The 20,603-nt window shown below is 58.7% G+C and carries 19 protein-coding genes and 1 pseudogene; 10 read left to right on the top strand and 10 right to left on the bottom strand.

Annotation, left to right across the window (positions count from 1 at the left end):
* Window positions 1–532: 532 nt before the first annotated feature.
* Both BM286_RS06620 and BM286_RS06615 read right to left on the bottom strand, forming a co-directional pair.
* Window positions 533–1,789, bottom strand: a complete 1,257-nt coding sequence (locus BM286_RS06620) for an RNA-guided endonuclease InsQ/TnpB family protein (RefSeq protein WP_092920786.1) — start codon at window positions 1,787–1,789, stop codon at window positions 533–535.
* 488 nt (window positions 1,790–2,277) lie between these two features.
* Complete coding sequence (locus BM286_RS06615) at window positions 2,278–4,776, bottom strand: hypothetical protein (protein ID WP_092920785.1); 2,499 nt, start codon at window positions 4,774–4,776, stop codon at window positions 2,278–2,280.
* 203 nt (window positions 4,777–4,979) lie between these two features.
* Here BM286_RS06615 and BM286_RS06610 point away from each other — a divergent pair, with 203 nt between their 5' ends.
* The 4 genes and pseudogenes from BM286_RS06610 to BM286_RS06595 all read left to right on the top strand — a co-directional run bounded on the left by BM286_RS06610 (window position 4,980) and on the right by BM286_RS06595 (window position 8,221).
* Window positions 4,980–6,446, top strand: a complete 1,467-nt coding sequence (locus tag BM286_RS06610) for a sugar transferase (protein WP_092920784.1) — start codon at window positions 4,980–4,982, stop codon at window positions 6,444–6,446.
* A 28-nt stretch (window positions 6,447–6,474) separates the two neighbouring features.
* A pseudogene (locus BM286_RS06605) lies at window positions 6,475–6,765 on the top strand (sugar transferase); the annotation flags it as partial.
* Between the two features lie 95 nt (window positions 6,766–6,860).
* Window positions 6,861–7,847 carry a GDP-mannose 4,6-dehydratase gene (locus tag BM286_RS06600; protein WP_092920783.1) on the top strand — a complete coding sequence of 329 codons (987 nt, stop codon included), beginning with the start codon at window positions 6,861–6,863 and terminating at the stop codon, window positions 7,845–7,847.
* Window positions 7,848–7,945: 98 nt separating this feature from the next.
* A complete protein-coding gene (locus BM286_RS06595) occupies window positions 7,946–8,221 on the top strand; it encodes a hypothetical protein (RefSeq protein WP_092920782.1) in 276 nt (91 codons plus the stop codon).
* A 34-nt stretch (window positions 8,222–8,255) separates the two neighbouring features.
* Here the strand turns inward: BM286_RS06595 and BM286_RS06590 are convergent, their stop codons facing one another.
* Window positions 8,256–8,660: an HVO_A0114 family putative DNA-binding protein gene (locus tag BM286_RS06590; RefSeq protein ID WP_092920781.1), complete on the bottom strand. Its 405-nt coding sequence runs from the start codon at window positions 8,658–8,660 to the stop codon at window positions 8,256–8,258.
* Window positions 8,657–8,977, bottom strand: a complete 321-nt coding sequence (locus BM286_RS06585; RefSeq protein WP_092920780.1) for a toxin-antitoxin system TumE family protein — start codon at window positions 8,975–8,977, stop codon at window positions 8,657–8,659. The genes BM286_RS06590 and BM286_RS06585 overlap by 4 nt, the downstream gene beginning before the upstream one ends.
* A 169-nt stretch (window positions 8,978–9,146) precedes the next feature.
* Between BM286_RS06585 and BM286_RS06580 the strand changes: the two genes are divergently transcribed.
* Window positions 9,147–9,863 carry a sugar phosphate nucleotidyltransferase gene (locus tag BM286_RS06580; protein ID WP_092920779.1) on the top strand — a complete coding sequence of 239 codons (717 nt, stop codon included), beginning with the start codon at window positions 9,147–9,149 and terminating at the stop codon, window positions 9,861–9,863.
* Window positions 9,864–10,139: 276 nt separating this feature from the next.
* The gene (locus BM286_RS06575; RefSeq protein WP_092921330.1) at window positions 10,140–10,616 is read left to right on the top strand and encodes a DUF7342 family protein; all 477 of its coding nucleotides are present in this window, start codon (window positions 10,140–10,142) and stop codon (window positions 10,614–10,616) included.
* Window positions 10,617–11,071: 455 nt separating this feature from the next.
* Here the strand turns inward: BM286_RS06575 and BM286_RS15825 are convergent, their stop codons facing one another.
* Entirely contained in the window at window positions 11,072–11,287 is a 216-nt protein-coding gene (locus BM286_RS15825) for a hypothetical protein (protein WP_245779341.1), read from the bottom strand.
* On the opposite strand from BM286_RS15825, the gene BM286_RS06565 reads away from it, so the two are divergent.
* Window positions 11,183–11,725, top strand: a complete 543-nt coding sequence (locus BM286_RS06565; protein ID WP_245779339.1) for a sugar phosphate nucleotidyltransferase — start codon at window positions 11,183–11,185, stop codon at window positions 11,723–11,725. The genes BM286_RS15825 and BM286_RS06565 overlap by 105 nt on opposite strands.
* A gap of 306 nt (window positions 11,726–12,031) precedes the next feature.
* Here the strand turns inward: BM286_RS06565 and BM286_RS06560 are convergent, their stop codons facing one another.
* Entirely contained in the window at window positions 12,032–13,231 is a 1,200-nt protein-coding gene (locus BM286_RS06560) for an orc1/cdc6 family replication initiation protein (RefSeq protein ID WP_092920777.1), read from the bottom strand.
* Between the two features lie 479 nt (window positions 13,232–13,710).
* A complete protein-coding gene (gene rfbB / locus BM286_RS06555) occupies window positions 13,711–14,631 on the bottom strand; it encodes a dTDP-glucose 4,6-dehydratase (protein ID WP_092920776.1) in 921 nt (306 codons plus the stop codon).
* Between the two features lie 53 nt (window positions 14,632–14,684).
* On the opposite strand from rfbB, the gene rfbD reads away from it, so the two are divergent.
* Entirely contained in the window at window positions 14,685–15,563 is an 879-nt protein-coding gene (gene rfbD / locus BM286_RS06550; RefSeq protein WP_092920775.1) for a dTDP-4-dehydrorhamnose reductase, read from the top strand.
* Here rfbD and BM286_RS06545 read toward each other — a convergent pair.
* The 3 genes from BM286_RS06545 to BM286_RS06535 are packed head-to-tail and all read right to left on the bottom strand — an operon-like array spanning window position 15,560 to window position 17,276.
* The gene (locus BM286_RS06545; protein ID WP_092920774.1) at window positions 15,560–15,739 is read right to left on the bottom strand and encodes a hypothetical protein; all 180 of its coding nucleotides are present in this window, start codon (window positions 15,737–15,739) and stop codon (window positions 15,560–15,562) included. The two genes, rfbD and BM286_RS06545, sit on opposite strands and share 4 nt — an antisense overlap.
* A 2-nt stretch (window positions 15,740–15,741) precedes the next feature.
* Window positions 15,742–16,815 (bottom strand): glucose-1-phosphate thymidylyltransferase, encoded by a 1,074-nt coding sequence (locus BM286_RS06540; RefSeq protein WP_092920773.1) that lies wholly within the window; start codon window positions 16,813–16,815, stop codon window positions 15,742–15,744.
* Window positions 16,812–17,276: a dTDP-4-dehydrorhamnose 3,5-epimerase family protein gene (locus tag BM286_RS06535; RefSeq protein WP_092920772.1), complete on the bottom strand. Its 465-nt coding sequence runs from the start codon at window positions 17,274–17,276 to the stop codon at window positions 16,812–16,814. Before BM286_RS06535 ends, BM286_RS06540 begins: the two co-directional genes overlap by 4 nt.
* Before the next feature lie 90 nt (window positions 17,277–17,366).
* Here BM286_RS06535 and BM286_RS06530 point away from each other — a divergent pair, with 90 nt between their 5' ends.
* On the top strand, window positions 17,367–18,995 hold the full coding sequence (locus tag BM286_RS06530; protein WP_092921326.1) for an alkaline phosphatase family protein: 1,629 nt from the start codon (window positions 17,367–17,369) through the stop codon (window positions 18,993–18,995).
* A 2-nt stretch (window positions 18,996–18,997) separates the two neighbouring features.
* Complete coding sequence (locus tag BM286_RS06525) at window positions 18,998–20,521, top strand: flippase (protein ID WP_143103856.1); 1,524 nt, start codon at window positions 18,998–19,000, stop codon at window positions 20,519–20,521.
* Window positions 20,522–20,603: the final 82 nt, after the last annotated feature.

The following is a 20,603-nucleotide window of genomic DNA, read 5'->3' as shown; positions in this document are numbered from 1 at the left end:
TACTCGATGTGGAACGGCCGGACTTGGCAAAGATTACTCACGTTCGTGTCGCATTGTGGGGTAGGGGCTGCGACCAATACTTTCGGTGTTGGGTATAAATGCTTTGTGTGCCTCCCGAATGTGTGTTAACGCCACACACAGACAGTAACGGGCGTTAGACGTGTATTTTCGGAATTGAAAATGGCCACCTGCCACTGTGGCAAGCGAGTATATGGCCAGTTCCGGGCGTTCGGGCGACCAAAGCGCTACGTGCGGCCCATAGCTTGAATCGAAGGGTCTGAACTCACACAGGTGACTGCGTAGTGATTTTATGATCAGAATCGGCCTAGTCGGTTGTGTCCGTAGCACCCATGGGCACGCCCGTGATGACCTCAGTCTAGCCAGCATCAGCCACGTCGTCGGCAAAGAACAGCCGAGCTTGATACGGACCCACGTCAGGCGGTTTGGAGACACAGGCTAGAATCGAGTGTTAAAGCGGTCAGTTTGACCTCCTCCCACCCCCGAAAAAGTGGGATTCCCGAGCGTTGGGAGATTACGGTTTACAGTCTCCCCGCTCTCTCGGTGTGAACCGGCCGCTCTCGCGATCGAACAGGAAGGCTCCGGGCTGGGCCAACCAGCCGTTACTCATATCCTCCGTCGGAGGACTCTGAGTTATCTTTCGCCGGATGTTCACTGCGCCGTTCACGTCCGCATTCATCGTCGTCCCACACGACTCACAGACGTACAATCCACGCTCCACGCGATTTGTATCCCGAATCTGTCCACAACACGAACACGTTTTACTGGTGTTTGCCTCATCTACCCGATCGACGAGAATGCCGTGTTCTTCGGCCTTGTATTCGAGCAGACGAGCGAATCGGTCGAACTCCCAGCCGTGGAGCTTCTTATTCCCTGATTGTCCCCAGTTCCGCGATTCACCGTCTTCGTTCTCGCGGATCCCGCTGAGATCACCAACGGCGATCGTCTCCACGCCTTCTTCGACACACCGCTCTACAACGTGTTTCGAGAGTGTGTGAAGGAAGTGATCTTTCCGCCGGGAGAGTTTCTTCCGAGCCTTCAACGCACGCTTCGACGGCCCGTTCTCGCCTTCGGTCTGGTACTCCTCGCGGGTGAAGTAGTGCTTGTCCTCTTTCAGCACGTTCCCCGGATACAACTCCGACGGACCGTCTTCGTAGTCAATAGCAAGGTAGTTACTAATGCCGAGGTCTATTCCCGCCGTCTTGTCTCCCGGTGCGTCTTCGACTGGTATCTCTTTCTTACAGACGATGTGGAGCTCCCACTCGTCGCCGCCCCAGACAGCTCGTACCTGTTGGATGTTCTCAATTGTTACGTCGGAACGAGTTTCATACTCCGCGAGGATGAAGTCTGACCGGGACTCTTTTAGATTGAATCCTTTCGAGAGGCGGAGCTGGCCGTGCTTGTCGTCGTGCTTGATGGCTTCCGTCTTCCAGACGACGGTGGATCGTGGATGATCGTCACCGTTTTTCCGGTATCCGGGTGGATTGTTGCTGGCATCGGAGTTGTACCAGCCGACGAACGCCTCAGCAAGCTCTTCGAGAACTCGCTGACTCGACTGCGAATGTAGGTCACTATAGCGTTCGTGGTCTTTCAACTCCGATTTCAGTTCGGCTTCGTCTGGTATTTCACCGTCTTCGTCCCATCGTTCCTGAATGTAGTAACGTCCGACGTTCCACAGTTTGGATGCGGCGAACCCGCACTGGTCGAGGTCGTCACGAACCTGTCCATGGTTCGTGATACGTGCGACGTAAGTGCGAGTCGTCTTCAGCATCGTGCTGTGTTCATAGCTTATTATGAGCCAAAATTATTTAAAAATTGGTCACATGGGGAATACAGCCGATTGTCAGAGAGTCGTCCGTTGTCTTGTTACCAGCTTCATCCACGCTAAACTCAAAATCTTCGTGTCAAATTATCTGTAATTTCTTTGTACGGTCTTACGATATGTCTGCGTATATGGACGCCCCAAAGCCGTCTCGGGGACCGAGTCGACCTTTTTCGATTTCGAGGTGTTCGTGCGGGAGCGCTGATGGGTATATGAACCGAGGATTCTGCCGAGATTCAGCCGACCGAAAGGGGTACAATCCGAGACTCCCTTGATTCGACCGGGCCCCACAGACTCACGCGACTGGACAGTCACGCTGGCGGTAGGGGACGTCCAGTCGTCTGGGTCTGGTCGGCTCCGTTTTGCTGCGCTCAACTGTCTGTGATGTCTACACGCCAGGCTTCGATCTAGGTAAGACCGGAAGAGAACGCGATCCCCTACGAAGACGGGACCGTCGTCTGATTACCCGCGAAAACATCCGTGTTCGTCACGGTAACCGTGCGATTCCCCACCTGGTACTCGCCGGGATGCGCGACTCGAATCGTCGCGGTGCCGTTCACAACTGTTGCGCTACGCGCGTATTCGTAGGTGGCCCCGCCGGCCGTCACCATTGTCGTGGCGGTCACTTGCTCGCCGCTCGGGGCCGAGATCTGAATCGTCGCCCCGGGGACGACCGCGAACGTCCGCACGCCGTCGTCGCTCGCGAGCAACTGGTAGTGGCCGGTCGGGGCGGTGCCGTTGACGCCGAGCCCGAGCCCCTCGTGGAGGGCCGCGTACGTGGCGTTCGCCGCGGGCGCGGTCTCGCGCTCGGTGACGACGACGTATCCGACCCGCCCCCGGAAGCGATCGTACCAGGCGTCCGGGTCGGGCGACGACAGGAACTGGGCGTGGGTGCTCCGCGCGTAGCCGTAGCTCCGCGCCTCGCCGCTCACGAAGTAGTTGTACATGCGGTTGTCGCCCCACCGACTCAACACGAAGTTCCGCGGGTACTCGCGGCCGACCGCCTCGGCGTGGGAATCGACCGTGAGCGCGGCGTCGAACTGCGCCCGGTCGTGGGTCGTCTGCCCGACGAGCGACGGCACGAGCAGGAGATTGAACAGCAACACCAGCGCGACCGTCGCGGCGAGGTACCCGCGCAGGCGAGTGCCTTCCGGCAGCGCGAGCGACGTGATCGCCCGCTCGTCGCCCGAACCGGATTCGTCCGTTCGAGCGCGGCCCGACCGAGCCCGACGCGACCGGGAGTCGGCGTCGTCGCCGCGCCCGAGGGCGGCCACGGGACGCGCGATGTCGATCGCTGCGAGCAGGTAGACGAGCCCGACCCCCGCGAACGGCGCGATCATGATCGCCAGCTGCCCGGCGAACCGGACCTGAATCGTCGCGAGCAGCGTGTAGTACCACGCGAAACAGACGAGGACGAGCCACCCGGGCTCGTAGCGCCGGGCGACCGCCCACGTCGCGACCGCGAGGACGGCGACCGCGAAGTAGAAGCCGAGCCCGAGCTGGAGCAGCGGCCCGAACACCACCGCGAAGTCCGGGCTGAACAGCGACACCGTCTCGGAGATCCCCTCGCGGAAGAACAGGTCGCCGGCGCGCGCCCGGAGTCGTTCGATGTCGCCCGGACGCAGGCGCGCGTACGTGACGAGCCCGCCGGCGGCGACGACCGCTTCGGCCGCGACGAGCCCGAGCGGCGGCCACGCGACGCGGCGCCACAGCTCGCCCAGGCCGACGACGACGAGCGCGCCCCCGGCCACGAGGACGGGCGTGACCGCGGCGATCGACTCGTGCCACCCCAGCCCGAGATGCGCCGCGAGCGCCAGCCCGGCCCCGAGCGCGAGGCCGCCGAGCAGCGGGGCGTTGGCGGCGGCCGGCGAGACATCGCGGCGCACGTCGAGCGCGACGCGGAGCCCGACGACGGCCGCGACGGGGACGAAGGTCAGCGGCGAGCCGCCGTAGGCGTGCGCGGACGCCGCCACGGCGACGGCGAGCCCGAGCGCGACGAGCCACATCGTCGCGTCACGAGCGTGCGCCCGCGAGGCCGCCCGCGGGTCGGTCCGAGCCGTCCGCCGCGCCGCGTCGACCCCGAGCGCGGTCAGCGTCAGAACGAGAAGGCCAAGCCACAGGTACTGGTGGGCCTGGTGGTCGAGGAAGCCGACCGAGGTGTACACGACGTTGGCGGGCGCGAGCCCGTAGAACAGCACCGCCGCGAGCGCGACGCGGACGTCGCCGGTGAGCAGCCGCGCGAGCCGGTAGACGAGGTAGCCCAGACAGACGGACGCGACGACCGGGAGCCACGCGGCGACCGCGGGCGCGGCGTCGACCCCGCCGAGCAGGACCGTCACCCACCAGTTCGTCGCGTGCGCGAGGGGGCGCGTGCCCGCGGCCCCGCCCATGTCCGCGAACAGCCCCAGATCGAGAACCCCGTCGGCGCGGGCGACCAGCCGCTCCTGCCAGTAGCGGAAGAAGTACGTGTCGTTGGCCGGCGAGACGACGAACCCCTGCTGGAACACCGCGGGGGCGGCGACGAGGCGCGCGGCGGCGACCGCGAGCAGCGCGCCGACGAGGCCGAGCAGCGTGAGGGCGTCGACGTCCGGGACCGCGAGGTAATTCGACTCGGTGTGCGCGTCGTCGGCCCCGATCGCGTCGGCGTCAGCTCCCTCCGAAGCCGCGCCGGACGCGTCGTCCGCGTCCGCCGGGCCCGCCTCGATCGCGGCGCGGACCGCGTCCGGGTTCCGGAGCCGGTACCCGTCGTCGACCTCGCGGGCGAGGTCGCGAGCGACCAGGTCGCCGAACCGGCCGGAGTCGAGGTCGATGTCGGCGAACGTCCACGGCTCGCCGCGGTCGTCGCGCTCGACGAGGGCGGCGAGGGCGGCTTCGGCCTCCGGGTGGGCCGCGAGGAAGTCGCGCGCGGCCGCGGTCGTCTCCTCAGGCGAGGGCATTGGCTGTCACCTGTGGGGGGCGCCGATTAGCGGTTTCGGTCGGCGGACGGTCAACGGGAGCGAAGGGTCGGGAGCGGCCGAGCGGATCGCCGAGACGAACGACAGACGGAGTCTGAGACGAGCCCGCGGTCTCGACGAGAAACCCAGGCACACGCGGGCGACAAACACGATATTTAACACGATACGCCTGACACAATAGGGTAATGGACACCGGTTGGGGGTATCGGGTCGCAAGCGTTGGTGGCGTCGCCGCGCTGGTCGGGCTGGCGGTGATGCTCGTCAACAACGGCGCCGTCCAGGCGACCGTGTCGACCGCGCCCGTTCTCGCCCGGCTCCCCGTGGACCCGCCCACCGGGGCGGAGTTCGTCATCGAGGTCGCGCTGACCGTCGCGGTCGTGACGGGCGCGTTCGTCCCGCTGTACAAGCCGCGCCCGCGGCGGATCCTCGACATCGTCGCGCTCGCGCACAAGCGCACCTTCGTGGCCGTGTTCGCGCTGGCGGCCATCGGCTACTTCGATTACACGTACAAGGTGCCGCGACTGACGCTCGTGTTGATCACGCCGCTGCTGCTGGTCGTCCTGCCGGCGTGGTTCGTCTGGCTCCGCCGTCCCGAGGCGCGCAGCGAGCGCGCGGTCATCGTCGGAGATGATCTCGCGGAGATTTCACGGGTCGCGCACGCTGCCCGTGAAACAGATCTAACACTTCTCGGGTATTTGTTCTCCACACAAGCGAACATGGGAGCTCGCAGTCAATCGGCGGACGACCAAGAGGGGACAACCGTAGAGGCCGCGTCCGTGGCAGACGGGGGGAGAGAGCTACATATCAGCCTCGAACAGCTCGGCGGCCTCTCTCGGCTTGAAGACGTACTGGTCACACACGATGTCGATACGGTCATTTTGGCGTTCGGCGAGACGGACCGAGCCGAGTTTTTCGGCGCGCTCGACGCCTGCTACGAACACGGCGTCGCGGCGAAGGCGCACCGCGACACCGCAGACGTGGTATTGCTCGCCGAAGACGACCCGGGGACCCTCGTCGATGTCGATATCGAACCGTGGGACGTTCAAGACCACATCATGAAACGCGCGTTCGATGTCGCGTTCGCGGGAGCGGGATTGATCGGACTGTCACCGGTTATCCTCGCCATCGCGATTGCGATCAAGCTGGACGACGGGGGATCGATCCTGTATCAGCAGGAGCGGACGGCGGTGTTCGGGGAAACGTTCGACGTGTACAAGTTCCGGTCGATGGTCGAAGACGCCGAGTCGGTGACGGGCGCGACGATCAGCGACGAGGATGAGGGTGGCGTCGACCCTCGGGTGACGCGCGTCGGGCGCGTGTTACGACAGACACACCTCGATGAGATGCCGCAGCTGTGGGCCGTATTGTCGGGCAAAATGAGCGTCGTCGGGCCGCGACCCGAACGTCCGGAGATCGACGCCGACATCCAACACGGCGTCGACGACTGGCCGAAGCGGTGGTTCGTGAAGCCCGGACTGACTGGGCTCGCGCAGATCAACGACGTGACGGGCAAGGAACCAGATCGAAAGATCCGATATGACCTCCAGTACATCAAGCGGCAGTCGTTCAGTTTTGATATGAAAATTGTGACGCGGCAGATTTGGAAGGTGTTAGTCGATGCCGCAGCAATTGTAACGGATGAAGAGGGATAGTGAGGCGGCTGTGCTGCGGAAGTGGTCACTCCGACGAAAGCATCTCGACGAGATCCCGCAGCTGTGGTCGATCCTCCGGGGCGATATGAGCGTCGTCGGGCCGCGGGCAGTCTGGACCGAGGAGGAGCACCTGCTGGAAGACGAGGCGGAGACGTGGCGCAAGCGGTGGTTCGTCAAGCTCGGCCTGACCGGCCTCGCGCAGATCAACGACGCGAGCAGCGTCGACCCGCGGGCGAAGCTCCCGTTCGCGTACGACCTGAAAATCGTGGCGCGACAGCTGTGGAAGGCCGTTGCGGACGTGGTGGCGGTATGGCCGTGATACTATCGAAAACAGCCGTGGTTCTCCTGCAACGCTGTTAAAACGATCAACGGAGGAACCGCGCGAGTGTTGTGTCGGCCACCGGAAGAGTCGCTATGCGAGTCCTCGTGACGGGAGGGGCCGGATTCATCGGCGGCCACCTCGCCGAGTCGTTCCTCGAAGACGGCCATGAAGTGACGGTCCTCGATAACTTCGAACCCTTCTACGCCGAGGGGATCAAGCGCCACACGCTCGACATCCACCGCGAGGTAGACGAGGAGCGAGATGTCGACTACCGGTTCGTGGAGGACGACGTTCGAGACCCGAACACTGTTAAAGAGCTTGTCGCCGATACGGATGTCGTTGTTCACCAAGCCGCACAGGCCAGGGTTCGCGAGAGTATGAAAAATCCGCAGAATGTGACCGGTATCAACGTCGACGGGACGGTAAATCTTTTAGAGGCGTCGAAGGGGGCGGACGTGAAGCGAGTGATCCTCGCGAGCTCGTCGTCGGTGTACGGGAAGCCCCGCTCGTTACCCTACGAGGAGGACCACCCGACCGAGCCCGTGAGTCCCTACGGCGTGACGAAGCTCACACAGGAGCACATGGCGCGGGTGTACACGGAGCTCCACGGCCTGCCGACGGTGTGTCTGCGCTACTTCACCGTGTACGGCCCGCGGATGCGGCCGAACATGGCCATCTCGAATTTCGTCTCGCGGTGTGTGAACGGTGAGCCGCCGGTGATTTATGGAGACGGCCAACAGACGCGCGACTTCACGTACGTGGCCGACATCGTGGACGCGAACCGGACGCTGCTAGAGTCGGACGCGGCCGACGGCGACGTGTTGAACATCGGGAGTTCAGATAACATCTCGATTCAGGAGCTGGCCGAGACAGTTCGGGATCAGTTGGCGCCCGATCTGGAGATCGAGTACGAGCCAGCGCGCGAGGCCGACGCGGAACACACGCACGCGTCCGTCGAGAAGGCCGGCGAGGTGATCGGGTACGAGCCCTCGCGGACGATCGCGGAGGGCGTCGGGGAGTTCATCGAGTGGTATCAGGCGAATCGCGAGTGGTACGAGCCGTTAGTGCGGGAGTCGTAGGCGACCACTTAATCGGGCTACAAGACAGCCACGGGATGCTGGGGCCCGGCAACAATTTGGTGGAAACATTAGCTGTGTTGTAGTCACAACTCAACTGTATGTCAACAGCGGTCAAGATGGATGAAGACGCAAAATCCAAACTCGAAGAGCTACAGGCGGAGATTCGGCTCAAAACGGGGAAGAAGGTCACCCAACAAGAAGTTCTATCGACACTGATTCAATCGGCGGTCGACTCCCGCGCGGAGTTCGTGGATTCGTTCCGAGATGGAACGACAGCCCTGAACGAAACGGAACTCGAGGAATTCAACCAGGGGACGATCGCCTCCGGTGTCGAAACGAGCGAAGACGACATCGACGATGTCCTGTACGGATGAGCGTCTTCGTCGACACCGGCGTGTTCTACGCGCATCACACCGAGGCAGCATCCCGCTCTGCGGTCTCCCGGAGCGGGAGTTGGATGTCAATTTCGTCGTAGGGGACGACGGGACGCTTGGCTCGCCCCTCAGCAACGAACTCGACGACATCGTATCCTTCGAGCCGTTCGAGGTTTTCCGAAACTTGTTTGATGTCTCGATCGACGACCCGAGCGGCCTCGCGGATGCTCGCGGGCTCTTCTTGTGCGATCGCCTGAAGAAGGTCGATCGCGCGCGGTGTGAAGACCTGTGCCAGCTGGTCGGTCGTTTCGAAACTCAGACGGTGGGGAGCGTCCTCTCCCGCTTCATCGCCGGTGAGTGCCTGCGTGAATGCCTCGGTAGTGCGCTGTTGAACAGCACCGATCGATTCAACGGTCACAATGAGCGTGTTCTGTGTCATGGGTTGTCGTCGTCCTGTGATGGCTTTTCGTCGCGCAACTGTTCGACCTCCGTCCAGAAGCGCTCTTGGACCGCCCCGTAGCCGGGAAATCGGTAGTCGTCGTCAAGTCCATCGGACGTGTGTCGTTCGTGGACGCCGTGGGAGTTGTCATACCGTATTAGCGTCGTCTCGTCTTCAGTACCGAAATGAAGCCGGTACTTGACACCATCCGGGAATTTCTCCGACTCCGGCACGCTCAGCACGCGGACACGGAGAACGGTGCCATCCGCAAAGCGCCGTTCCGTGTCTTCCAACACACGCACGTCGTCGGGTGCTATCGATATCTGATGTTTCGCACCACATCACCATAGCTGTTGTGGTATACAACAGCATATCGGCTACTCAAGAGAGGTATCAACTCGTGTTCGACAACCTCTCTGGTTTTCTCAACACGAGCGTATTATAGCGACCAATGAATTGAGGTTGCTGGTGTGTCCCAGTCCCCGTATGGACGCGGTCATCCCCGCTGCCGGGCGCGGCAGTCGACTCGGCGAGCTGACCGACGACCGACCGAAGGGGCTCGTCGAGGTCGCGGGGCGTCCCCTGCTCGCGCACGTGTTCGAGACGGCGGCCGAGGCCGGAGCCGACGAGCTGGTCGTGATCGTCGGCTACGAGGCGGCGCAGATCGTCGACCGGTTCGGCGACGTCTTCGAGGGCGTCCCGATCACGTACGTCCACCAGCGCGAGCGGCTGGGGCTCGGGCACGCGGTGGTACAGGCGGAGCCGCACGTCGACGGGACGTTCCTGCTCGTGAACGGCGATAATGTCTTTTCCGGGAGTGTCGAGCCGGCGGTGGAGGCTGTCGGGGAGGCGGACGCCGCGCTCGCGGTGGAGGAGGTCTCGCCCGAGATTGCGGCGACGACCGGCGTGATCGAGACGGGCGAGCGGGGACGCGTGAGGGGACTCGTCGAGAAACCGGCCGAGCCGTCGTCGACGCTCGTGACGACCGGGTGTTACGTGCTTCCTGAAGATGTCTTTCACGCGTGTGCGCTGCTCCGGCCGTCGGCCGAGGGCGAGTATCAGCTGAGCGAGGCCGTGGGGTTGTTGGTGCGGGCGGGGTACGAGGTCGCGACGGTTCGAGTGGGTGAGCGCGTGAACGTGAACACGCCGGACGACGTTGAGCGGGCAGGCGAATTGATCCGGGGGGAGAGCGAGAGGAACTAATACCCCACCGCCTCGAGTATTTTCGAAGTATTCGTTTCGACACGGCCACGGAGGACAGGACGGAAACGCCCATCTCCGGTCGACGACGTGATAGGGGACATCCAGCGGGAAACGGTCCGGCGGTGGCGGCGAACGGCCGAGATTCAAACCGGAACGTCTGCGACAGGCTCAAAAACGAGGTGAAAATATCTACAATCCCTTAGATATATATTCTCGCCGGGCATAGGAGGCCCTATGCCGAACGAAACGGACGCTGCCGATTCAAACGCTCCCTCGATGACGCGAGGTGAGCGAGTTCGCGCGGCCGCGCGAACGCTCCGAACGCCCCGAACCGCATCGTGGGTTGCCGAAGAAACCGAAACCACGACGAAGACGGCCCAGAAGTACCTCGATCAGCTCGTCGAGGATAACGTCTTACAGAAGACCGACCGCGGGGGCCAGACACTCTACTGCGTCGATCAGCTGATGGCGACCTATCGCGAAGTCGCGGCCCTCCAGCGCGAGCACGACCGGGAGAAACTCGCCGACGCCCTGGAGTCGATGCGGGCGCAGATCGCGGAGTGGGAAGCCGAGTACGACGTCGAATCGCCGAGCGAACTCCTCGCAAGTGTCTCCGACGTTGCCCCTGACGAGGCCGAGAGACGGCGTGCGATCGCCAGCGAGTGGGACCACCTCGCTGACCGGTTGCCGGTTGTGAAGGCAGCGCTCAAAGAGTACGATTGGGCGACCGATCGAGACGGGGTTCCGGTCTGAACGATGGGGTTGCCGGGAACGATCGACGCGTCCGTCTATACCGGGCTTCGTGATGTCCTGAATCGACATCCCAAAATTACGACCGTTGGCTTTGAGCCGGACAGTATCTCGAAAGAATACGTTCGGGCGACCGTCGCTCCTGATCGAATTGAGCCGCCAACCGGTCCGAACTCCCCCATACTCGAAGTGGAGTGGCGGTTTCGACGAGAGACGGAATACTATCGAATCCACTACGCGGACCCGAACACGGGGTTCAACTGTGGGTGGCACCGCGACGAGGATCACCCGGGTCTGGGTTCGGTACACTTTCAGTACGAAAACCGGGAAGCCGAGGAATCGGACCGGCTCCGCGCAGAGTTCTCGAAATCTGCTCCGACAGAAGTTCTGTGGACCGCGCTTCAGCGGTTGTTCGAAACGAAGATACCAGCATATGCGTCGAATCGATAGAAAACGAGTCAGTCGTCAGAAAACGTCCGGCGACGGTCCGCGGACCGCGATCCGGACCCTTCGGTATCGATCCCGGAGCCGACGAGCTGGTCGTAATCGTCGGGTACGAGGCGGCCCAGATCGTCGACCGGTTCGGCGACGCCTTCGAGGGCGTCCCGATCACGTACGCCCACCAGCGCGAGCGGCTGGGACTCGGGCACGCCGTACTTCAGGCGGAACCACACGTCGACGGGACGTTCCTGCTCGTGAACGGCGACAACGTTTTCGCGGGGAGCGTTGCGCCCGCGGTGGAGGCTGTCGCAGAGGCGGACGCCGTGCTCGCGGTCGAAGAGGTGTCGCCAGAGGTCGCGGCGACGACCGGCGTGATCGAGACGGACGAGGTAGGGCGCGTGACTGGGATCGTTGAGAAGCCGGCTGAGCCGCCGTCGACGCTCGTGACGACCGGGTGTTACGTGTTGCCCGAAGACGTCTTTCACGCGTGTGCGCTGCTCCGGCCGTCGGCCGAAGGCGAGTACCAGCTGAGCGAGGCCGTGGGATTGTTGGTGCGAGCGGGGTACGAGGTCGAAACGGTTCGGGTGGGTGAGCGCGTGAACGTGAACATCCCGGACGACATTGAGCGGGCGAGCGGGTTGGTGCGCGGGGAGAGTGGGACGAGTTCCTGACACCCCACCGTGTCGAGTGTTCTCGGAGACGACCAACGACTGGTCTCGTATCGCACCCCACCGCGTCAAGTGTTCGACCGGGGTAACGCTCGCGTTCGAACAGGGGGCCTCGGCGCGTATCTACGGGCATAGTCGCCGTACCGGCGTATTACGGAAGCTTCCGAGTTCGATCGCGTGCGGTGGCGGTGACGAAGAGACACACCTCATTTCGTCTGTCTCGGGAACGACTCTGGTAGGGTCATTGGATTCCCACTCGCTCGCCAGCAAAGCGAGAGAGTACGTTTCGTCTGTCTTCGCGGCGGGATGTCACCGGTCGCGTTCCGTTTCGATCTCGTCTCTGATGTCGAGGACGATCTCGGGGTCGAGATCGAGACCGTACTCGTAGTACCGGCCGCCGCTCTCGCCGCGATTCCGGTCGGTGCGCTGGAGAAAGCCAAGCATGTGGAGGTCCGAGAGGTGGTTCTGAATGCTTTTCAGCGTCGTGAGCGGGTCCACCGCGTGTGAGTCCGCCACGCGCTCGTACCGGGTCTTGATCGTCTTCGAACGCGCCGGCGTCTCGCCTCGTCCTTCGAGGTACGCGAGGGTCTCGAGCAGCAGTTGGGCGTGCTGGGTCTGGTCTCGAATCCGGTTGCGCAATCGACCACGCTGGACGAGGTCCTGGGCCTCGACAATGTGCGAATCGTTGACGCCGTCGTCGCCGCGCTTCTTCGCCACCTCGCCGCCGACCCGGAGAAGGTCGATCGCCTGACGAGCGTTTCCCCTGTCTTTCGCCGCGATCGCCGCGGCCCTCGCGACGGCAGAGTCGTCACAGACGCCGTCGACGAACGCGCGGTCGACTCGGTCCGCGAGTATAGCCCGGAGCTCGCTGGCGTCGTACGGGCTGAACGAGATTTCGGCTTCCATGAGGGTGTCCTTGACCTTCGGTGAGAGGCCCTGTCGAAAGGTGTAGTTGTTACTGATCCCGATGACGCCGACCTTCGAGTTCGTGATGTGGCCAATCGAGCGCGCTCGCGGAAGTTCGTACAAGAGCGTGTCGACATCGTCGAGATGGTCGATCTCGTCGAACACGACGAAATGCGTTCCACCCCGACGATCGAATTGCGCGTACAGCTCCTCGAACGCGTCAGCTGTACTGAGTCCCCGTTTCGGGAACTCGCTCGCACCCTCCGGCAGCAGTTCGTTGACAAGTGTTCGGACGACCGAGTACACGGTCTGTCCGTTACAGTTCAGTTCGTGGACGAACAGCTCGTCCGCGTCGGGCCGCTTCGCGGCCTCGTCCCGCAGCGCGTCCATCATGTATTTCGTCACCGCGGTCTTGCCGAGTCCAGCTCTCCCGTACAACATGATGTTCTGTGGCGTCCGGCCGAAGAGCACGTCTTCGAGCGCGTGGCGATACTCGTCGATCTCCTCGTCGCGCTCGAGTATCTGATCGGGTTGGTAGTCTTCGGAGAGCACCTCCTTGGCGGTGAAGATCGAACGCTCGACGTCGTTGAACGGTCCGGTCATTTCCTCGTTCGTCACAGGCCATTTGTTATATTTAAAACCTGCTTTTGTCTGTCTCATTTGTCTTGTCCAGTCACACGCGATTCGCTACGCAGTAATCACCGATGCGAGCGACCACTGCCAGTACATCGGAGGACAAACGAAACGTACTCTCTCTTTCTTTTCTGAATGCGGGTTCGTTGGGCACAGACGACACAGGAGTACGGTCGACACGAGCCAATCGGTAAGTCACGGATGAGCGCCACCGTCGAGGAAAGCAAGACAGACGAAATCTACTCTCTCTCAACGCTATCCCCGGTAGGACGTGCGCGGGAGAACACACGAAATCTACTTTCCCTCTTTTGCTGTAGTGTGGGCACGTACACTATGAGTCGATAACCGACTGAAAATGCTCGTCAATGTGGTGGTCCTCTCGTTAAGACCGCGTTTAGGATAGTGGTCTACACCGCGGGCAACGAGCTAGTACTCTCCTGAAAAGAAGTTTAGAGATAGTGTTCGACGGTCTCTGCTAACCCATTCTCGAAGCTTCGTTCCGGTTCCCATCCCAGCGATCGAAGTTTGGTCGCATCAAGGGAGTATCGTTGATCGTGACCGGGACGGTCCTCGACGAATTCGATCTGATCGTCCGAGCCACCCGCCATCTCGATGATTCGTTCGGTGACATCAATGTTCGTCAGCTCCGTTCCGCTTCCGATATTGTACACCTCCCCCGGAGCGCCCTTTTCAAGCACGGTCATAATCGCTCGACAGTTATCCTCGACGTACAGCCACTCACGAACGTTCGAGCCGTCGCCGTACACCGGAAGCGTCTCACCTGCGGCCGCGCGTGTGATGAACTTCGGGATGAGTTTCTCACGGTGCTGGTAGGGACCGTAGTTGTTCGACGACCGCGTCACCATGACTGGAAGATCATGCGTCGTGTGATAACTCAATGCGAGAAGGTCGGCACTCGCTTTTGTCGCCGAGTAGGGGTTTCTCGGATCGAGAGGCGCCTCTTCGGTCACGCTTCCAGATTCGATTGTGCCGTACACTTCATCAGTCGAGATTTGGACGAAGGAATCGAGGTCGTGTTCCAGCGCAGCATCGAGTAGCGTTCGCGTTCCGTCGACGTTCGTCGAGACGAAGGGTTCGGCGTCTTGGATAGACCTGTCGACGTGAGATTCGGCGGCAAAGTTGACGATTACGTTACAGTCCTTGACGAGATCACCGACGAGCTCTTCGTCTCGAATATCCCCCTCGACGAACCGGTGACGCTCGTTGTCAAGAACTTCGGAGAGATTCTCAGTCGTCCCGGCGTAAGTAAGCGAATCAAGCGTCACGACGTGATGGTCCGTCGTTTCGAGGAGGTAGTGGACAAAGTTCGAACCGATGAACCCGGCGCCGCCGGTCACGAGCACACGCATTGGTTCGAGGGTACGTCGTCACCTATAAATCACTATCTATCAGACCGGTCCGCATGCGGGTACTCGTGGTGGGCGCGAACGGCTTACTGGGTGGAAACGTCACATCGGTCGCACTCAACCGGGGCAAGGCCGTCGTGGCCGCATACCACTCAGGGGAGCCGAAATTTGACTGTCCGAGCCATCAGATCGATATTACCTCATCGACTGCGGTAGACAATCTTGTCACCGAAGCCGATCCTGACGCGATCGTCAACTGTGCGGCGATGACGGACGTTGACGGATGTGAAACCGATCCGGAGCAAGCTCATGCGGTCAACGTAGACGGTGCCGAACACGTGGCGCGGGCCGCTGACAGCGCTGACGCCGCACTCATCCACACTTCGACAGACTACGTCTTTGGCGGTGAGGAGACAGCACCCTATTCGGAGACTGCCGAACCCGCCCCAAAACAAGTGTACGGCGAATCGAAACTCGCGGGGGAGCGTCGTGTTCGCGAGACACATCCAGATCCACTAATCGCCCGCCTGTCGTTCGTGTACGGTCGTTCTCTACCGGACGGATCAGTATCGGGCTTCCCGGCGTGGGTTCTTGAGAAGGCACGCAAGGGCGACGAGATCCCGTTGTTCACCGATCAACGAGTGTCACCGTCGTACGCAAAGGCGACTGCCAAGACCCTGTTAGATCTCCTCGAAGCCGATCAGGAGGGGACGTTCAACGTCGCGAGCCGATCCTGTGTCACGCCCTACGAGTTCGGCGAACAAATCGTCGAGGAAGCGGGGTTCGCGGACGCGACGCTCACGGAGAGTTCAATGAACGATATCGATCGGGACGCGGAACGACCACAGTACACGTGTCTCGATACGGTGGCGGTGGAAGCGGCACTCGATCGTCCCCAGTCGACGCTCGCAGAAGATCTCGCAGATCTACTTTAGAGTCGGTACTGTTCTTTGTTCTCCAGATAGAACGACTGGTCGTCTTCCGAGAGGTCATCGAACCGGAGGACGGTCTCACAGTCGCTGCCGGGACACTTCATGATCCGATTGTCTTCGAGTTCGTTCGCGGCGACGACGGTTCCACAGTCCGGACATTCGAGGGTGATGACACGCATGGTTACAGTTCGAGCTGTGAGTTCTCGCCGACCACGAGTCGACGACCTTCCGGGAGCTTCCCTTCGGCGCTTCCGATCGCGGCTCCACGACCGATCAAGCTATCGATGATCCGCCCGCTCGTCGTGATCTCGGTCTCCCCGACCACGACGCTGTTCTCGATGTGAGCGTTTCGGATCGTGGAGTTTGCGCCGATCGCGGTGTACGGTCCGACGTACGTGCCCGTTTCGACCGTTGTGTTCTCGGCTATCGACACGGGTCCGCGGACGACCGCCCCCGATTCGATCTGTGAGGATTCTGCGAGGTCGACCCGGCCCTCGACTTTGGCGTCCGCGTCGATGGAGCCAGCCCGTGTCGCTTCGAGGCCCTCGAGTACCAGTCGATTCGCTTCGAGTACGTCCTCCGGCTTTCCAGTGTCTTTCCACCAGCCTTCGACGACCTGAGAGTCGATCGCGCCGCCGTCGTCGAGCAGGTGTTGAATCGCGTCGGTGATCTCCAATTCGCCGCGCCACGAGGGTTTGATCGCCTCGATCGCGTCGAAGATGCGCGGAGTAAAGACGTAGATCCCGATAAGCGCGAGATTCGAGGGAGGATCATCCGGCTTCTCGATGAGCCGAGTGACCCTGCCATCTTCGTCGACATCCGCGATTCCGAACTGTGTCGGGTTGTCGACCTCCTGGAGGGCGATCCCGGCGTCGAACTCGCCAGCACGGAACCCGTCGACGACATCGACGATGCCGCGCTTGAGCATGTTGTCGCCGAGGTAGACGACAAAGTCGTCGCCGTCGACGAACGACTCCGCACAGCCGACCGCGTGGGCGAGCCCTAGGGGTCGCCCCTGGACGATGTAGGTGATATCGACGCCGAAGTCGCTTCCGTCACCGAGGAACGATTGGATCGCCTCGCGACCCTTGTTGCCGAGGACGACGCCGATCTCCGAGATTCCCGCTTCGCGGAGGTCCTCGATCGCGTACTGGATCACCGGTTTGTTCGCGACAGGGACGAGCTGTTTCGGACCCGTGTGCGTGATGGGACGCAGGCGCGAGCCGGTCCCACCGGCGAGGAGGACGCCCTTCATTCGTGGGGGTCAGCCTCCCAGTCGAGCGGAATCTCGTCGGTGTCGTGTGGAAGTCGCTCCTCGTCGGGGTCCTCGTAGTCGTAGAGGTTCGTCGGGAAGTTCACGAGTAGCGCCTGTTCGTTGCCGATTACCTTGAAGCCGTGCCAGCACAAGCCGGGGATTCGGACGACTTGTTGGTTGTGTTCGCCGATAACGAAGGTGTTCACCTCACCTTGCGTCGGCGAGTCATCGCGATCGTCGTACACACCGACTTTGATACGGCCTTGGGGGCAGACAAAGTGGTCGATCTGGCCGCGGATATGGCGGTGCCACGCCCGAATCACTCCCGGGTAGCTCATCGAGTAATAGGACATAGCGGGTTCCGGGTTGTACTCGTCCCAGTCCTCGCGGAACATCTCAACGAGGTGTCCCCGTTCGTCGGTATTGACTTGGAGGTCGCGGACATCTACACCATGAATCATAGATAGTACCTGTTTCAGGAGTCTCTTAATCTTATTGAAGCAGAATATGGAATCACGCCATTAATAATGACCTGTTATTAACGAGAGTACATGGATACGCTGGTGATCGGGCTTGACGGGGGAGAATGGGATGTCATCAGTCCCTTGATCGCCGACGGCCGACTACCGAATCTCGCCCGACTCAAGGAACAGGGTGTTTCTGGCCCACTTGAATCGACGATACCACCAGTTTCACCTTTAGCTTGGAACTCGATTCAAACCGGAACCAACCCGGGGAAACATGGTGTTTACGATTTTAGTTGGTTCGATGAGGATTATCGGCGACGTTCAATAAACTCAACAGATCGGAAAGCAACACCGTTCTGGAAAGTTATGAATGATCATAATACATCGACAGGGTTATTTAAAATTCCATTTACTTATCCCCCGGACGAGGTTTCTGGATATATGGTGACGGGATTCCCGACGCCGAGTACTGTCGATGATTTTGCCGTACCGCAGTCGTTGTCTGAAAAAGTTGGTCCCGTTGATGATTTATTTGAAGATGGGTCTCTAAAAAGCGAAGGAGATCTTGAAGCTTTCAGAGATAATCTACATGACGTGGCAGAGCATCAAACAGATGTTTTTTGCGAGTTATTAGACCAATTTGACACCGATTTCGGGATGACCGTATACGATGGTTCAGACCGAGTACAGCATTTCTTCTGGAAGTATTTCGATGAGTCACATCCACGTTACATTGAAGACAAAAAATTAGATGGAGCTATCGAAGAGTACTACGAGATGGTTGACAAAGGAATTGGTCGGATTCTGAATAACATTGATGAAGATTGTGATATCCTAGTGATTTCAGATCATGGTTTCGGCCCGTTAACTCATGATATTCATATCGATGAATGGCTTGAGCAAGAGGGATTTCTGACGCGTCAGTCTCTTTCGCTTAATACAAAGACTGTTATCTCAGCCTCAATTGAAGCAGGCTGGAAGACTATCAAACGGGCTGATTTAGATAAGTTTATTAGATCGATTGTACCAGCATCTTGGGTCGATACCGGCCAGCGTCTCAAGAGTGAACGTCGTAATGATGTCGACTGGGAAAAGACGGATGTGTTCTTTACCACACTTTCAGGACAGGGGTTCTTTATTAATATTGAAGAGAAATTCACTAAAGGGATAATAACAGAAGATCAGTACGACACTCTAGTAGATGAGATCAAACGATCGCTACAGTCTATTCAGCATCCTGAAACCGGGGATGATTTGCTTGAAAATGTGTACGAAAAAGATGAAATATATGAAGGATGGGCAATTGAAGACGCGCCAGATCTCGTGGCCATAACAAAACCGGAGTATACACTGAAAGGCGGACAGTCTGAGACATTACTTCAGTCTTCATCACAGAAAGGAGCAGAACGGACTGGAGACCATCGAAGAGACGGGATACTCGTCGCAAGTGGACCATCATTTGATACTGGCTCGGTTGAAAATAGTTCGGTAATGGATATCGCACCAACACTATTGTATCTCTTCGAACAACCGGTACCGAATAGCATGGACGGGAGAGTATTATCAGATCTGTTTTCAGCGGAGATTCAAGAAGAGCGAGAGATCACAAAGACGGATAAATACGGGAAGTCCAGTCACACAGGTCGTGAGTGGAGTAGTGAAGAGGAATCTGAGCTTGAAGATCGGCTAGACGATCTAGGTTATCTCAGCTAAGTATGGGCGATGAAAATGACGACGGCGCATCAACCCTTGCTACACAGGGAGGAATCGGGTTAGCCGGGAACGTCGTTGGCAAGCTACTCGGATTTTTATTCGTAGCAGTAGCCACACGATTAACATCTTCATCGGAATACGGTACGTTCGTTTTAGGACTGTCAATAGTTATATTTGTTCAGGGCTTTGCGAGCCTGAGCATACACCGCTCACTTGATTACTTTGTCCCAAAATATTTGACTGAATTAAACTATGGCCAAGCAAAGAGAACACTACAAAACGCGTTTGTAATCGGCATTGTTTCTTCTATGATCGGAGCTATTCTGTTAGTAATCTCTCGTGGGTATATCGAAAGCGTATTTGAGGAACCTCAATTAGGATTTGTACTTCTTATATTCTGCCTCCTAATTCCGATTCAGACTATCAATGATATATTATTAACTACTTTTAATAGTGTAAAAGAAATAAAGTACAGAGTCTTAATGAAAAACATAATAAATCCGATCACGCGAACCATTAGTATTATTATTCTTTTATATTGGGGAGCAGGAATCATTGGACTGGTTGGTGGGCATCTAATCGGAATATCTGTCACTATATTATTTGGCATTACATTCTTTTTATACGAATTGGACTGGTTTCGCGAGACAACTGCTCAACCGATCTCAAACCGAGCGCTCATTTCATACTCGTTACCACTAGTGCTTGCTGGTGTAATCTACTCTATAGTCGGTCAAATCGATTTCTTCGTCATTGGTTACTACTTAACTTCAAGCAAAGTCGGTCAGTATCAAGTCGCGTATCTCCTCGGCAGTAACCTTCTGATCGTACTAACAGCCATTACTCCAATATTCAAACCAATGATAGCAGAAGCAAGTTCGGACACAGCTACGATCCGGAGGAGGTTCCAACTTGCTACGCGGTGGGTAACAATGCTATCACTTCCGATCGCGATTACACTCGCACTAGCACCTGAAGCCTATTTATCGATATTCTTCACAAATGAATACACAGCAGCGAATACCGCACTAATTGCCCTTGTAATCGGATATATGCTGAACGCTTTTTCAGGCCCTGAAGGAATGGTCCTAGAGGGATTAGGATTCACTCGTTTGACGCTTTTTAACTCAATACTATTGGTTGTTATTAATGTAATACTCGATATCATACTCGTTCCACGTATGGGTATTCTCGGTGCCGGAATCGGTACTGCAAGTGCTCTTACAGTTGCTGGATTTGCTGGTATCATTGAGATCTATTTTTTCAAAAATATACACCCATATACTTCACAACTATTTCGAACATACTTGGCGGCAGTCATCCCTATTCTACTAGGTTGGTCTCTTGCTTCAAAACTTGACTCAGAGATTCTCATTGCTGTTGCTCTGCCAATAGTAGTTGTAATTAGCTATGTATATATGTTAACACTAACCGGAGCCTTCTCATCAGATGACAAACAGATTGCGCACAAAATAGACGATAAGATGGGATATCCAGTTTTTTCCAAAATTATCCATTTAAACTAAATATATAACTTCAAACATCACACATAGATGTTTATCCACAGCGTCAAATTAAAACGCATCCTCAGTGTTTCAAATTATCTGT

It is taken from the genome of Halorubrum sodomense (assembly GCF_900111935.1).
Lineage (GTDB): Archaea > Halobacteriota > Halobacteria > Halobacteriales > Haloferacaceae > Halorubrum > Halorubrum sodomense.
The sequence above is the reverse complement of the archived record's forward strand: the minus strand, read 5'-3'. Positions and strand labels throughout refer to the sequence as shown.